Consider the following 12,613-nt stretch of genomic DNA (forward strand, 5'->3'; position numbering starts at 1 on the left):
TACGGACGCGGTGGTGATCGAGTGACCAGCGTCGGGCGGTGGTGGGATTCAGCGTTTGGTGACGACTCGTTCGCCCTCGCCGGGTTTCCAGATGGTGATGGCGAGCTGGTCCTCGGCGACTTCGACCGTGGAGGCGCTGGTGAGGTCGGCGATGTAGAAGTGGTCGAATTTCTGGCCGCGGATGTCGAAACCGCTGTCGTCGAAGAGCTTCTGCGCGAAGCGGGCGTGGACGGATTCGTCCTTCAGGTCGGTGACGGTGCCGAAGAGTTTGGCGTCGCCCTCGGTGACGTTGGTGTCGACGGTCGCGGTATGCAGGCAGAAGCGTGGGTCGCGGGCGAGGTCGTCGAACTTGCGCGTGTCCGGCATGCCCGCCAGCACCAGCATGTCCTCGAAGACCATCGGCTCGATCGGGCTGATCCGTGGCCATCCGTCGGCGCGGAGAGTGCCGAGCATGCACAGCTTGCCGGTGGCTCGATGTCTGCGCAGGAACAGCTCGGCGATGCGCGGCGCTTCCTCGGTGAACTGGCTCCAAGTGGTCATACGCTCACGCTACGACTCAACCTTGACATCCTGTGTCAAGGTTGGCGACTAGTCTCGGCGTATGCGAGCGAGCAGGTTGGTGCAGCTGCTGCTCCTGCTGCAAGCCAACGGCGGCGCAACGGCCGGGGAGCTCGCGCGGGAGCTGGAGGTGTCGGTGCGCACGGTGTACCGGGATGTGGAGGCGCTGTCGGCGGCGGGTGTGCCGGTGTACAGCGAACCCGGGCGCGGCGGTGGGGTGCGATTGGTCGACGGGTACCGAACCCGGCTCACCGGCCTCACCTCCGACGAGGCCGACGCCGTCTTGCTGGCCGGCCTACCGGGCGCCGCCGCCGACCTCGGACTCGGCACCGTCCTCGCCACCGCCCAGCTGAAAATGCTGGCCGCGCTGCCACCGGAACTGCGCGGCCGGGCAACCCGCATCGCCGAGCGCGTCCACATCGATATGCCCGGCTGGTTCCACCGCCCCGACGAAACCCCCACTCTCGCGACGATCGCCGACGCCGTCTGGCACGACCGCCGCCTCACGATCACCTACCGGCGAGGTGACGTCGCCGTGGAACGAACGGTCGACCCGTTGGGCCTGGTGATGAAGGCGGGCACCTGGTATCTCGTCGCGCGGGTCCGCTCCGATATCCGTTCCTATCGGGCGAGCCGGATCGCCACGGCCGACCTCACTGGTGAACTATTCACCCGCCCAACAGATTTCGATCTTGCTGCCCACTGGCAGGCCGCGGCAGTCGCCTTCGGGCGGTCCATGCTGAAAGTCGACGCGCGATGCCGGATCGCCACCGAGCACCTCGGCCTGTTGCGCCTCATGAACGACCCGGCGGCCGTCCACGCCGCACTGGCCTCCCTCGGCCCCACCGGCCCCGACGGCTGGGCCGACATCACCATCCCGTCCGAGTCCTACGAAGTACTGGCCCACGCCCTACTCCCCCTGGCCGACCACGTCGAGGTTCTCGGCCCGCCCGAGTTCCGCGCCCGGCTTCGGGCGATCACCGAGGCGATGGCGGCGCGTTACCGCACTGCCAGGGCCTGACAGGACACAGGCACGCTCGAGCGGACCAGCGCTCCAAAAAGCACTCCCCAACCCGAGATCACGGCACCCAATCCAAAACCTTTCCCAGCGAACGAAACTGAGCACTGGCCGGAGTAACCCGCAAAGCCGCGTCCCGAACCCCGACCAACGGGCGCGCGGACAATTGAGCGATGACCCCGATCGTTCCCGACCGCCGGGCGATCATCTGCGTGCGAGGCCGACGCTCGGAGTCATAGCGACTCAGACCATCAGTCGTACCGGCCAGCCGTGAAAGAACAACGGCATCCTCGAGCGCCTGACACCCACCCTGCCCGAGATTCGGTGTCATCGCGTGAGCGGCATCGCCGAGCAGCGCGAGACGACCCGCGGTGAAGGTCGTCAACGCGGGCAGTTCATAGATGTCGTTGTGCAGCACCGTGTTCGGATCGGCAGCTGCGAGCAGCGCCGGAATGGGATGGTGCCACGCGGCGAAGCGGGCACGCACTTCGGCGAAACTGCCAACGGAACCTTCCTCGGCGTCGTAGACCGCGAAGCAGTAGATGCGTCCATCGGGCAGCGGTGCCATGCCGAAACGTGCTCCCCGACCCCATGTTTCGCCGAATTCGGTCAACGGCTCGGCGATACCGACCACCGCGCGCCACACCGTGTATCCGGCATATCGCGGCGCGACCTCTCCACAGACGGCCCGCCGGACGACGCTGCGGATACCGTCTGCGCCGACGACCAGGTCGGCAGTGGAGCCGACCTGGCCGACGTCTCGCCCCGAACCGGCCGAATGCACGACCGTCCCGTCCAGGTCGACCCGCTCCACCGAAACCCCTGTCTCCACAACTCCTTCCGGCAGAGCACCCCGGAGGATATCCAGCAACGCTGCCCGGTGGATCATCACCGGAGCCCCGAACCGACGCCGCATGGTCGCGACATCGGTCCGCGACAGCCATCGCCCCCGCTCGTCGCGAATCCCCGCCGACACATCGTCCAGACCCTGCGCCCGCACCGCCTCACCGACTCCGAGTGCGTCCAGCGCTCGCAGGGCATTGGGCCACAGCGAGATTCCCGCCCCTACCTCGCTGTACCGCGCCGCCCGTTCGAACACCCGCACCGACCAGCCGCGTCGGATCAACCCGAGGGCGACCGCCGTCCCCCCGATTCCGCCGCCGACAACTATCGCTGTAGCCATTTCCGAACCCTTCGTATCGAGAGACGATCCCTGTCCGGGTACTACCTACGGACCGGAGAGGCTTCCGCACGACGCCTCCCGGTGCGATGCCACCCTACTACAGCTGTAGTGCCCTACACTACAGCTGTAGTGACGATCACTACGCCCGTAGTATCGATGTGTGGCAACCAAACGCGAACAGCTTCTCGACGCGGCCATCGAGGTATTGGGCACGCGCGGCTCACGTGGCCTTACCCATCGCGCCGTAGACCAAGCCGCCGAACTACCCGCCGGCTCCACGTCCAACTACTTCCGCACCAGGGAGGCGCTGTTGTGCGGGGTGGCCGAGCGTCTCGAGCAGCGCGATCACGCCGACTGGACCGCCCTGCACCGCGTTCTCGGACCGCCCACCGTCGACCATCTCGTCGACGCACTCGCCCGATTCATCACCCACGCGACGACCACCGACCGCATCCGCACCCAGGCCCGGCTCGCCCTCTTCGGCGAATCCCAAGCCATGCCGACCGTCGCCGAATCGCTGCGACGCGGGCACGGCCGACTACGCGAGCAGGCGGTCGAGCTCGCCGCTCAGGCGGGCATCGATCCGATCAATGCCGGAATCCTGGTCGACTACATGGACGGCGCGGTCATCCACCGTCTCACCGGCGCGGAGCACGGCAAAGATCCCCACGAGGCGCTCGAACGGCTGACTCGAACACTGTCGCCGCCTACCCGTAAGGCGCGCTGACGCACCTCGCGACCGGCGCCGCCCCGACTACCCGAACAACGCGCCGACGCGTTCCGCCGCATCCACGCGACTGAATCCGACGCACTCCGGACATTCATCGACGATCGGGTGTGTACAGCGCAGGACGTGGCTGAGGAAATCGATGGTGCGCGTGAGATCCCGCACACGCGCGCCGAGTTCGGCCTGCTTGCCCGCGAAGAGTTCGACCCGCTCCGCTCGCGACCGCGCCGCGAACAGGTCTTTGATCTCGGCCAGCGAAAGCCCGGCGCGCTGACAGAGCAGCACGAGACGCGCCCGCACCACCAGGTCGTCGCTGTAGACCCGATGACCGCCCGGCGCCCGGGGCGGGACGAGCACGCCGACATCCTCCCAATGACGCAGCACATGGGCGGCGACACCCAGTTCGACGGCGACATCACCGATTCGGCGCGGTCCGGCGGTATCGGTCACGTTCGCCTCTTTACTTCAGGTCGACCTGAAGTTTTAGCGTAGCTCCATGACAACCGAAGACAACCTCGGACTGGTGGGCGAGCGAGTAGCGACACCGGATGTGTGGCGATGCTGCCGCGCCGCGACGACGGCGATCACCGGTGCGGTGCTGCCGCGCCGACCCGATCGCCGATTCCTCTCCGCACTGCGGGACAACGGATTACCGCGTGGCTCGACAACGGTCGAGCTGGTCGCCTTGGCGCAGAACGCCCGCAGCGTGCCGACCGCCGCCGTCGTCGAAGGTGTGTTCACTCCACGCCGGATCGAGTCCGCGATGACGGCCTTCGTTGTGCGGCACCCGCGGGCGAGCTTCCTCGTCGACCCGGGCATCTGCGTCGACGTGCGGCGACGGGCGGTAGCCGAACTACCGAGAGTGCTGCGACCCGCGGTGAACCCACCGAGCGATGTGCTCGACATCCGAGAATCCCTGCAGCGCAGTGGAATCGATGCCGACGACATCGACTTCGCACTGCCGACCCACCTGCACTGGGATCATGTCGCCGGACTGCTCGATCTGCCGGACCTGCCGCTGCGGCTGCATCGACCCGAACACCGCTGGGCGATGACCGGCCCGGTCGCCCCCGTCGGCGGCGTGCGGCAAGCCGTCCGAAATCGCCCGCTCGACTGCTACGAACTCGACGGTCCGCCCGTCCTCACCTTCGCCGCGAGCCACGATCTGTTCGGCGACGGCGCGGTGGTGCTGGTCGATCTGTCCGGCCACACACCGGGCAGCATCGGCATTCTGCTCCGCACCGCACGCGGACCCGTCCTGCTGGCGGGCGACGCGGTCTGGCACAACCTCCAGACCACCGAGCTGCGGCAGAAGTCGGGCTACCCCGGTGCGCTGGCCGACGACGACCGCACCGGGGCCTGGCGAACGATCCACCGCCTGCACGCCGTTCGCGATACGGTCCGCATCATCCCCAGCCACGACCACCGGGCAGCCTGCGGATGGAACGAAGACAAGGCGGCCGGGCTGCCCACCCAGGACAGCCCGGCCGCCGACAGCGCCTAGACGATCGAGAACAGCAGCGCCGCGACCGCGAAGCTCACCACTGACAACACGGTTTCGAGCACCGTCCACGTCTGCAGTGTCTGTTTCACCGTCATGTTGAAGTACTTCGCGATGATCCAGAAGCCGCCGTCGTTCACGTGGCTGAGGATGATCGAGCCCGCGGCGATCGCCATGGCGATCAGGGCGATCGACATCTGAGAGTAGTTCTGCTCGGCGACCAACGGGGCGACGATGCCGCCGGTGGTGACGATGGCGACCGTGGCCGAACCCTGGGCGATGCGCAGGCCGCAGCTGATGAGGTAGGCGAGCACGATGACGGGCAGCCCGGCCGCCGACATCGTGTCGGCCAGGGCGGTGCCGATACCGGTGGCCGAGATGACCTTGCCGAAGAACGCGCCCGCGCCGACGACCAGCAGCACCATGCCGACCGGTTTGAGCGATTCGGCCGTGATGACGCTGAGTTCCTGCACGGTGGAACCGCGCCGGATACCGAGCAGGTAGAACGCCACGAGCACGGTGATGAGCAGCGCTACGGCAGGCGTACCGAAGAAGGTGAGCACCTGCAGCAGGGCCGAATCCTTGTCCAGCAGTTGGTATCCGAAGGTGGCGCCGAGGATCAGCACCAGCGGGATGGCGATGATGGCGCCGATCAACGCCACCGAGGGCGGGGCCTTGGTGACCACACCGGTGGCGACGATGCCGCCCTCCTCGTCGTCGGTGTCGGGTTCGAGCGGCACGAATTCCTCGGGCACCGAGACGATGACCCGCTTGCCGATGTAGGTGCCCCAGAGGATGCCGGAGGCGATGAAACCCGGTATGCCGCAGACGAAGCCCATCACGATCAGCCAGCCGAGGCTCACCCCGAGCAGTCCGCCGAGCGCGACCGGTCCCGGATGCGGCGGCAGGAACGCGTGCGTCATGGACAGACCGGCCAGCATGGGCATGGCGTAGAGCACCAGCGAGCGTCCACCGCGCTTGGCCGCGACGTAGATCAGGGGTGCCAGGACGAAGATGCCGATGTCGAAGAACACCGGGATGCCGAAGATGAGGCCGAGGATGCCCATCGCGACGGGCGCGCCCTTCTCACCGAACACCCGCAGCAGCTTGTCGGTGAGAACATCGGCGCCACCGGATCTTTCGAGGATCGCACCGAGCACGGTGCCGAGCCCGATGATCACCGCGATGTGTCCGAGAATACTGCCGAAACCGGTCTCGAGCAGCGACTCACCCGCCTTGAGCGGGGTGCCGACGATCTGGGAGACCGGTAGTCCGGCGGCCAGTGCCAGCAGCAGACCGGTGAGCAGCAGCGCGACGAACGGCTCCAGTTTGATCTTGATGATAGCGATGAGCAGTACGGCGATCGCGAGACCGCACAGCACCAGCAACCCGGGGGTGGTGGTGCGCAGCCAGTCGACTGTGGCGCCCATGGACAAACCTCTCAATCCAGCGAATGAACGAAACGTGCGGCCCGCGAGCCGATCTCGGACCAGCGCGAGCTCGCGACGTCCAGGGGCGCGACCACCTCGGTGCCCGCGGTGACGGCGACGGCGCCCGCCTGCAGGTATTCCCGCGCGTTGTGCGCGTTGACGCCACCGGAGGGAATCAGGAACACATGCGGGAACGGGCCGAGCAGGTCTTTGAGATAGGCGGGGCCGAGCGAGCGAGCGGGGAAAATCTTCACCGCTGCCGCACCAAGGTCGACCGCCGCCAGTACCTCGGTGGGCGTGAAAGCACCCATGATGACCGGGATCTGGTTCGCCACAGCGACTTCGGCGACCTCCGGGCGCACCGCGGGGGTGACGAGGAACTGCGCGCCGACGTCGACGGCCGCCGACGCCTGGTCGCGGGTGGTGACGGTGCCGACGCCGATCACCGCGTCGGCGGCGCGGCGCGCCTTCGCGATCGCGTCGAGCACACCGAGGGTGGTGAAGGTGAATTCGACCGCACGCAACCCCGCCCCGGCCAGTGCCTCGGCCAGTGCGACGGGATCGGGGACGGCGGGCGCGCGGACGACGGTGAGCGCCCGGTCGGCCCGGATCACCTCCATCGCCCGTGACGACGAGCTCAGCAGTGGATTCATCGGGTCTCCTCTCGCGTGGCGTCCATGCGCAGGGCACGACCGGCGCGGACCCCGGTCGCGGTGCCGTTCTCCACGGCGAATTCGCCGTTGACCAGCACGTGCTGGATACCACGCGCCTGCTGACGTGGCTGCTCGAACGTGGCCGTGTCGTGGATCGTCGCCGGATCGAACACCACCAGGTCGGCGGCGAATCCGGGCCGGATCAGGCCGCGCTCGGCCAGCCGCAGCCGGGCGGCGGGACGACCGGTCAGGTGATGCACGCAGTCCTCGAGACCGAGGACGCCGAGCTCACGGACATAGCGCGACAGGTAGCGCGGGAAGGTGCCCCACGCGCGCGGATGCGGGCGGGCACCGACCAGCAAACCGTCGCTGCCGCCCATGTGCCCGGCGTCGACCATGATCGCGCGCACGTTCTCCTCGTGGCCGACGTGCTGCAGGATGGTGGTGGCCAGCTGGTCGCGGACCAGGAGCTCGAAGAACACCTCGACGGGCGCGGTGCCGCGCTCGGCGGCGATCTCGGCGACGGTGCGGCCGACGTGCTCGGCGAGTTCGTCGTTGCCGACACCGCTGATCTGGATGGTCTCCCACTCGACGGTGACTCCGTGACACCCGTCGGACCCGTGCACGTCCACATCGGCGGTGATGCGGCGGCGCGCGGCCGGGTCGCCGAGCCGGTCCAGCGCGGCGTCGGGACCGCCCGACATCGCCCAGCTGGGCAGCAACGCCGACAGGGTGGTCGAGCCGGGCAGGTACGGGTAGGTGTCGAGGGTGATGTCGCAGCCGTCGGCGCGGGCCCGGGCGATCATGGCGAGCAATTCGGGTGCGCGACCGCGATTCACGCCGAAGTTCATGGTGGCGTGGGTCAGGTGCAGGGCGCAGCCGGTGGCCTTCGCCAGACCGATCATCTCGGCGTAGGCCTCCAGTGCGCCGGCCCCGTAGGAGCGGGTGTGCGGGGCGTAGAAGCCGCCGTAGGAGGCGACGACGGCGCACAGGGCGGCGAGTTCACCGGTGTCGGCATACATGCCGGGCGTGTAGGTGAGCCCGCTCGACATGCCGACCGCGCCCTCGTCGAGCCCCTGCGCGAGCAGCGCGCACATCCGATCGATCTCGGAGGTGGTCGCCGCACGCTGATCGGCGCCGACGACGAGCAGGCGCAGCGTCCCCTGCGGCACCAGATAGGCGGCGTTGGGAGTGATGCCCTGGTCGAGCCGGTCCAGGTATTGACCGACGGTGCGCCAGGAGAAGTCGAAGTCGGTGGGGTTGCCGTTCCAGCCCGCGATCTGCTTGCGCACCAGCGCGAGTGCGGCATCGTCGATCGGTGCGTAGGACAGCCCGTCCTGCCCGATCACCTCGGTGGTGACGCCCTGGGTGATCTTCGGAATGTGCTCGGGGTGGGTGAGCAGGTACAGATCGGAGTGGGCGTGCATATCGATGAAGCCCGGCGCGAGGACCGAGCCCGGCCGCACACCGGCCACGCGGGCGTCGGTGTGGATCGAGTCGGCGATCTCGGCGATGCGGCCGTCGCGCACGAGGACGTCACCGTGGGTGCGTGGTCCGCCGGTGCCGTCGACGATATCGATGTCGCGAAAGAGCAAGGAGGTCATGGTCGTCCGTCAGAAGTAGGTGCGGATGAGGTCGACCACGCGCGGGTGCGCCGTCTCGGCGGAGTCGATCACGGGAATCAGCCGCCATTTGTCGAAGGCGGTACAGGGGTGCGAAAGACCGAGCCGCACCACACTTCCCACGGGAAGATCCGCGAACGTGGCGCCGGGCAGTCGCAGGAAGGTGTGCTGGTCGTTGAGCGCGCTCACCTGCGCGCCCGACGGGAGTGCCGACCCGCCCACCACGAGTTGCGGTGTCGGCAGGCCCTCGTCGAAGGGGAAGTCGCGTTTGCCGCCGTCGAGCAGGGCGAGTTCCGGCTCCGGCCGGGAGACGACCCGGGCCCAGCCGTGCATCGCCGAACGCAAGCCGGGGTCGGCGGCGGGGGCGCTCAGCGGGGAGATGCCCGCGTAGAAGCCGTCGTCGTGCACGAGGTACGCGCCGCTGCGCAACACCACGGTGGTCGATCCCGGTGCGGTCGGTTCCCGCCGGTCCGATGCCAGGCCCGCCAGTTCGTCGACGACCAGTTCCGGATAGGCACTGCCGCCCGCCGAGACGATCGCGGGCCCGGGGTACACGGCGCCGAGTTCGGCATGCAAGGCGGCGAGTTCACGCAGATATCCGCGCACCGCGGCCAGCGCCGCGGTGGTGCGATCGTGGGCGAGCGCGCCTTCGTACCCACCCACGCCCGCCAGCACGAGACGTTCGCTGCCGACCAGGGCGTGCGCGACCGCGAGCGCCTCGGCACGGGTCCGAGCCCCGGTACGACCGTGCGCGCCACCCAGTTCGACGAGCACGCGGACCCGCGGCCCGGGCGCGGTGTCGCGCAGGATCTTGTCCATCAGCTCGACGGTGGCGACGCTGTCGGCCCAGCAGTAGAACTCGAAATTCTCGTCGCGCGCCGACTCCTCGGCCACCCAGGCCAGCCCGATCGGGTCGACCAGCGCGTTGGCGAGCAGGATCCGGCCGACCCCGAAGGAGCGGGCGAGCTGTGCCTGCCAGGCGGTGGCCAGGGTGATCCCCCAGGCACCTGCCCGCAGCTGTTCGCGCCACAGCTGCGGCGCCATGGTGGTCTTGCCGTGCGGGGCGAGCGCGACACCACCGGCACTGCTCCAGTCGGCCATCAGCGCCCGGTTGGCATCGAGGGCAGCGCGGTCGAGGGTGAGCAGCGGCGTCTGCCAGTGCGTGAGTTGCGGTGTGCCCGTCAAGTATTCGCGGACCGTGTGGCCCCACGCGGCGGGTGGGGCGCTCTTGATGTGCGGACCGAGCAGCTCGGCGGCCAGCGCGTCGACGACATCGTTGTCGATGGTCACAGCATCCCTTTCCCGGCGGGTACAGAGCCAGATCGGACATGTCCGGCAGCTATTGCACTATGTGCAACGAGAGTTGCACTGAATGTTTCTGCTCGTTATTGTGCATGCAGACAGCAGTGACCGCAACCACGAAAGGTCCGACGAGGTGACCCACGTAACAAAGGCGCAGCCCAGGGCGGTCACCGTTGGCGAGGGATTGGCGGTGCTCGTCGCCGAGCCCGGCCCGCTCGAAGGCTCCGGAATGTTCGAGCGTTGCGCCGGTGGCGCCGAGGCGAACGTGGCCTCGGTGCTGGCCCAGCTCGGGATATCGGCGGCGTGGCTGTCGCGGGTCGGTGACGACGGGTTCGGGCGCTACCTGACGGCCGAGCTGGCCCGTGCGGGAGTGGACGTGGCAGCGGTCGCGGTCGACCCGATGCGGCCGACCGGCATCTACATCAAGGAACGCGGCGGCGGCTCGGACGCGGCACACGACCTACCCCGGGGCGAGAGCCGCATGCACTACTACCGGTCCGGGTCGGCCGCCAGCGCCCTCTCGCCCGCCGACCTCGACGCACCGCCACTGACACGAGCCGACCTCGTGCACTTCACCGGCATCACCCCCGCGCTGTCCGATTCGGCGTGTGCGCTCACCCGCGGTCTGCTCGACCGTCCACGACACGGTTCGCTGGTCAGCTTCGACCTGAATTACCGCCCGGCCGTGTGGGGTTCACGTATCGGCGCGGCCGCCGACGAACTCGCCGCGCACGTGCGTGGCGCCGATGTCGTGTTCCTCGGCGCCGACGAAGCCACCGAGATCTTCGGTACCGGTGATCCGGCGGCCCTGCGTGGCCTGTTCCCCGAACCGGGGCAGCTGATCGTCAAGAACGACAAGCACACCGCGATCGGGTTCGACGGTGATCACGTAATGGAAGTTCCCGCGCTGAACCTCACCGTCACCGAACGCATCGGCGCCGGTGACGCCTTCGCCGGTGGCTACCTCGCGGCACTGCTGCACGGCGCCGACCTGCGCACCCGCCTGCGCTACGGGCACCTGTGCGCGGCCGCTACCCTCACCGACGCGGGCGATTCGGCGAAACTTCCACCGTCCCAAGAACTCCGGCGACTGGCCGCGCTTTCCGACGACGCCTGGACGGGGCTCACCTATCCACCGCGAGCAGATGGGACGATCGGGCCATGAGTCAAAGCGTGTCGCGAGCCCTGTCCATTCTGATCGCGCTCGGCGAGGACTCCCAATCCCTCGACGAACTGGCGGGCCGGCTCGGGGTGCACAAGTCGACGGTGCTGCGGCTGCTGCAGACCATGCAGGCCGAACGATTCGTGGTCCGCGACGCCGCGCACCGCTACTCACTGGGCAGCCGCATGTTCGAATTGGCAAGCCACGCACTGGAAAACCGTGACGTGCGCACCGTCGCCCGGCCGCATCTGAGCGCACTCGGCACGACCACCGGCCAGACGGTGCACCTGGCCGCCTACGAGTCCGGTGACGCGGTCTACATCGACAAGGTCGATGCCGAACAGTCGGTGCGGATGTACTCGCGCATCGGCAGGCCCGCTCCCCTGCATTGCACGGCCGTCGGCAAGGTTCTCGTCGCTGCGCTGCCGCGATCCGAATGGGTCACGGTGGCAGCGCGTTTGGACTACCACCCGTTCACCCCACGCACCCTGCGTACGCCGGAGCGATACCTCGCCGAGCTGGAAAGGGTTGCCGCCCAGGGCTTCGCCGAGGACCACGAGGAACACGAGAGTTTCGTCAACTGCATCGGCGTGCCCGTGCGCGACGGCATCGGCAATGTGGTCGCCGCCGTGTCGGTCTCGGTGCCCGATGTGCTGCTCGATCACGACCAGGTGCTCGCGCTGCTCCCCCAGGTGCGTGCGTGCGCCGATGCCATCTCCACCGAACTCGGCTGGGATCCCCGCCGAGCCGTCCCCGCGAGGAAAGGCTGAACCAATGTCCGACAAGATCGCCGTCCGCACCGCCGACGCTCCCGCCCCCGCCCACACCTTCTCCCAGGGCGTGCGCAAGGGACCGTTCGTCCAGGTCTCCGGGCAGGGTCCGGTCGATCCGGAAACCAACGAGTACCTGCACCAGGGTGACGTGGCCGCCCAGACCACCCGCACCCTGATGAACGTGAAGGCCATCATCGACGCGTCCGGCGCCACCTTCGACGATGTGGTGATGTTGCGCGTGTACCTCACCAAGCGCGAGGACTTCGCGATCATGAACGAGGCGTACGGCCAGTTCGTCACCGAGCACACCACCGACGGGGTGCTGCCGTCGCGCACCACCGTGTTCACAGGTCTGCCGCGCGCCGAGATGCTCGTGGAGATCGATGCCGTGGCGATCGTGACCGATTGAGCGACTGCGTTTCCCACGATGCGAAGGACACCGGAGCGGGGCTCGTGTTGAGATGGGTCGGGCCCCGCCTGGGGCCTGTTCGACCCGTCCTACCCGAGGATCAGCCTATGTTCGTCAAGACCGCCCGTCCGCTCGCCGTCGCCGCACTCGCCCTGTTCGTCACCGCCACCGGTGCGGGCACCGCCTCGGCCGCCACCGCGACGCCCGTCGTCGGTTCGGTGTCGATCTGCACCGGCATCCCGGTCGGGCCGCTCACCATCAGCGTGTGCCTGTGA

General features: G+C 68.5%; 14 protein-coding genes. 7 read left to right on the forward strand and 7 right to left on the reverse strand.

The annotated features are described in order from the left end of the window. Positions 1-48: 48 nt before the first annotated feature. Positions 49-540, reverse strand: a complete 492-nt coding sequence (locus AB0I35_RS28155; protein WP_357399370.1) for a pyridoxamine 5'-phosphate oxidase family protein — start codon at positions 538-540, stop codon at positions 49-51. A 61-nt stretch (positions 541-601) separates the two neighbouring features. On the opposite strand from AB0I35_RS28155, the gene AB0I35_RS28160 reads away from it, so the two are divergent. Beyond that, the gene (locus tag AB0I35_RS28160; RefSeq protein ID WP_357399371.1) at positions 602-1,579 is read left to right on the forward strand and encodes a YafY family protein; all 978 of its coding nucleotides are present in this window, start codon (positions 602-604) and stop codon (positions 1,577-1,579) included. A 58-nt stretch (positions 1,580-1,637) separates the two neighbouring features. On the opposite strand, the gene AB0I35_RS28165 is transcribed toward AB0I35_RS28160, so the two are convergent. Further along, on the reverse strand, positions 1,638-2,759 hold the full coding sequence (locus tag AB0I35_RS28165) for an FAD-dependent monooxygenase (protein WP_357399372.1): 1,122 nt from the start codon (positions 2,757-2,759) through the stop codon (positions 1,638-1,640). Positions 2,760-2,919: 160 nt separating this feature from the next. On the opposite strand from AB0I35_RS28165, the gene AB0I35_RS28170 reads away from it, so the two are divergent. After that, on the forward strand, positions 2,920-3,486 hold the full coding sequence (locus AB0I35_RS28170; protein WP_357399373.1) for a TetR/AcrR family transcriptional regulator: 567 nt from the start codon (positions 2,920-2,922) through the stop codon (positions 3,484-3,486). Positions 3,487-3,513: 27 nt separating this feature from the next. On the opposite strand, the gene AB0I35_RS28175 is transcribed toward AB0I35_RS28170, so the two are convergent. After that, positions 3,514-3,936 (reverse strand): MerR family transcriptional regulator, encoded by a 423-nt coding sequence (locus AB0I35_RS28175; RefSeq protein WP_357399374.1) that lies wholly within the window; start codon positions 3,934-3,936, stop codon positions 3,514-3,516. A 46-nt stretch (positions 3,937-3,982) separates the two neighbouring features. Here AB0I35_RS28175 and AB0I35_RS28180 point away from each other — a divergent pair, with 46 nt between their 5' ends. Continuing rightward, positions 3,983-4,990: an MBL fold metallo-hydrolase gene (locus tag AB0I35_RS28180; protein WP_357399375.1), complete on the forward strand. Its 1,008-nt coding sequence runs from the start codon at positions 3,983-3,985 to the stop codon at positions 4,988-4,990. Here the strand turns inward: AB0I35_RS28180 and AB0I35_RS28185 are convergent. From AB0I35_RS28185 to AB0I35_RS28200, 4 genes are read right to left on the reverse strand one after another with little or no spacing between them, the layout of a single operon-like run. Further along, a complete protein-coding gene (locus AB0I35_RS28185) occupies positions 4,987-6,417 on the reverse strand; it encodes a gluconate:H+ symporter (protein WP_357399376.1) in 1,431 nt (476 codons plus the stop codon). The genes AB0I35_RS28180 and AB0I35_RS28185 overlap by 4 nt on opposite strands. 11 nt (positions 6,418-6,428) lie before the next feature. Further along, positions 6,429-7,070: a bifunctional 4-hydroxy-2-oxoglutarate aldolase/2-dehydro-3-deoxy-phosphogluconate aldolase gene (gene eda / locus AB0I35_RS28190; protein ID WP_357399377.1), complete on the reverse strand. Its 642-nt coding sequence runs from the start codon at positions 7,068-7,070 to the stop codon at positions 6,429-6,431. Further along, the gene (locus AB0I35_RS28195; RefSeq protein WP_357399378.1) at positions 7,067-8,674 is read right to left on the reverse strand and encodes a D-aminoacylase; all 1,608 of its coding nucleotides are present in this window, start codon (positions 8,672-8,674) and stop codon (positions 7,067-7,069) included. The genes eda and AB0I35_RS28195 overlap by 4 nt, the downstream gene beginning before the upstream one ends. A gap of 9 nt (positions 8,675-8,683) precedes the next feature. Next, a complete protein-coding gene (locus AB0I35_RS28200) occupies positions 8,684-9,982 on the reverse strand; it encodes an amino acid deaminase (RefSeq protein WP_357399379.1) in 1,299 nt (432 codons plus the stop codon). A gap of 145 nt (positions 9,983-10,127) precedes the next feature. Between AB0I35_RS28200 and AB0I35_RS28205 the strand changes: the two genes are divergently transcribed. The 4 genes from AB0I35_RS28205 to AB0I35_RS28220 all read left to right on the forward strand — a co-directional run bounded on the left by AB0I35_RS28205 (position 10,128) and on the right by AB0I35_RS28220 (position 12,613). Beyond that, entirely contained in the window at positions 10,128-11,159 is a 1,032-nt protein-coding gene (locus AB0I35_RS28205) for a sugar kinase (RefSeq protein ID WP_357399380.1), read from the forward strand. Next, on the forward strand, positions 11,156-11,926 hold the full coding sequence (locus AB0I35_RS28210) for an IclR family transcriptional regulator (protein WP_357399381.1): 771 nt from the start codon (positions 11,156-11,158) through the stop codon (positions 11,924-11,926). The genes AB0I35_RS28205 and AB0I35_RS28210 overlap by 4 nt, the downstream gene beginning before the upstream one ends. A 4-nt stretch (positions 11,927-11,930) precedes the next feature. Further along, positions 11,931-12,338: a RidA family protein gene (locus AB0I35_RS28215; protein WP_357399382.1), complete on the forward strand. Its 408-nt coding sequence runs from the start codon at positions 11,931-11,933 to the stop codon at positions 12,336-12,338. Between the two features lie 107 nt (positions 12,339-12,445). Further along, complete coding sequence (locus AB0I35_RS28220; protein WP_166655834.1) at positions 12,446-12,613, forward strand: hypothetical protein; 168 nt, start codon at positions 12,446-12,448, stop codon at positions 12,611-12,613.

Source organism: Nocardia sp. NPDC050378 (assembly GCF_040655675.1).
Lineage (GTDB): Bacteria > Actinomycetota > Actinomycetes > Mycobacteriales > Mycobacteriaceae > Nocardia > Nocardia coubleae.

What these genes read in the sequence shown, in the direction of transcription:
- AB0I35_RS28155 (WP_357399370.1), bottom strand. Translation starts at nt 540, where the DNA reads ATGACCACTTGGAGCCAGTTCACCGAGGAAGCGCCGCGCATCGCCGAG.
- AB0I35_RS28160 (WP_357399371.1), top strand. Translation starts at nt 602, where the DNA reads ATGCGAGCGAGCAGGTTGGTGCAGCTGCTGCTCCTGCTGCAAGCCAAC.
- AB0I35_RS28165 (WP_357399372.1), bottom strand. Translation starts at nt 2,759, where the DNA reads ATGGCTACAGCGATAGTTGTCGGCGGCGGAATCGGGGGGACGGCGGTC.
- AB0I35_RS28180 (WP_357399375.1), top strand. Translation starts at nt 3,983, where the DNA reads ATGACAACCGAAGACAACCTCGGACTGGTGGGCGAGCGAGTAGCGACA.
- AB0I35_RS28185 (WP_357399376.1), bottom strand. Translation starts at nt 6,417, where the DNA reads ATGGGCGCCACAGTCGACTGGCTGCGCACCACCACCCCCGGGTTGCTG.
- eda (WP_357399377.1), bottom strand. Translation starts at nt 7,070, where the DNA reads ATGAATCCACTGCTGAGCTCGTCGTCACGGGCGATGGAGGTGATCCGG.
- AB0I35_RS28195 (WP_357399378.1), bottom strand. Translation starts at nt 8,674, where the DNA reads ATGACCTCCTTGCTCTTTCGCGACATCGATATCGTCGACGGCACCGGC.
- AB0I35_RS28210 (WP_357399381.1), top strand. Translation starts at nt 11,156, where the DNA reads ATGAGTCAAAGCGTGTCGCGAGCCCTGTCCATTCTGATCGCGCTCGGC.
- AB0I35_RS28215 (WP_357399382.1), top strand. Translation starts at nt 11,931, where the DNA reads ATGTCCGACAAGATCGCCGTCCGCACCGCCGACGCTCCCGCCCCCGCC.
- AB0I35_RS28220 (WP_166655834.1), top strand. Translation starts at nt 12,446, where the DNA reads ATGTTCGTCAAGACCGCCCGTCCGCTCGCCGTCGCCGCACTCGCCCTG.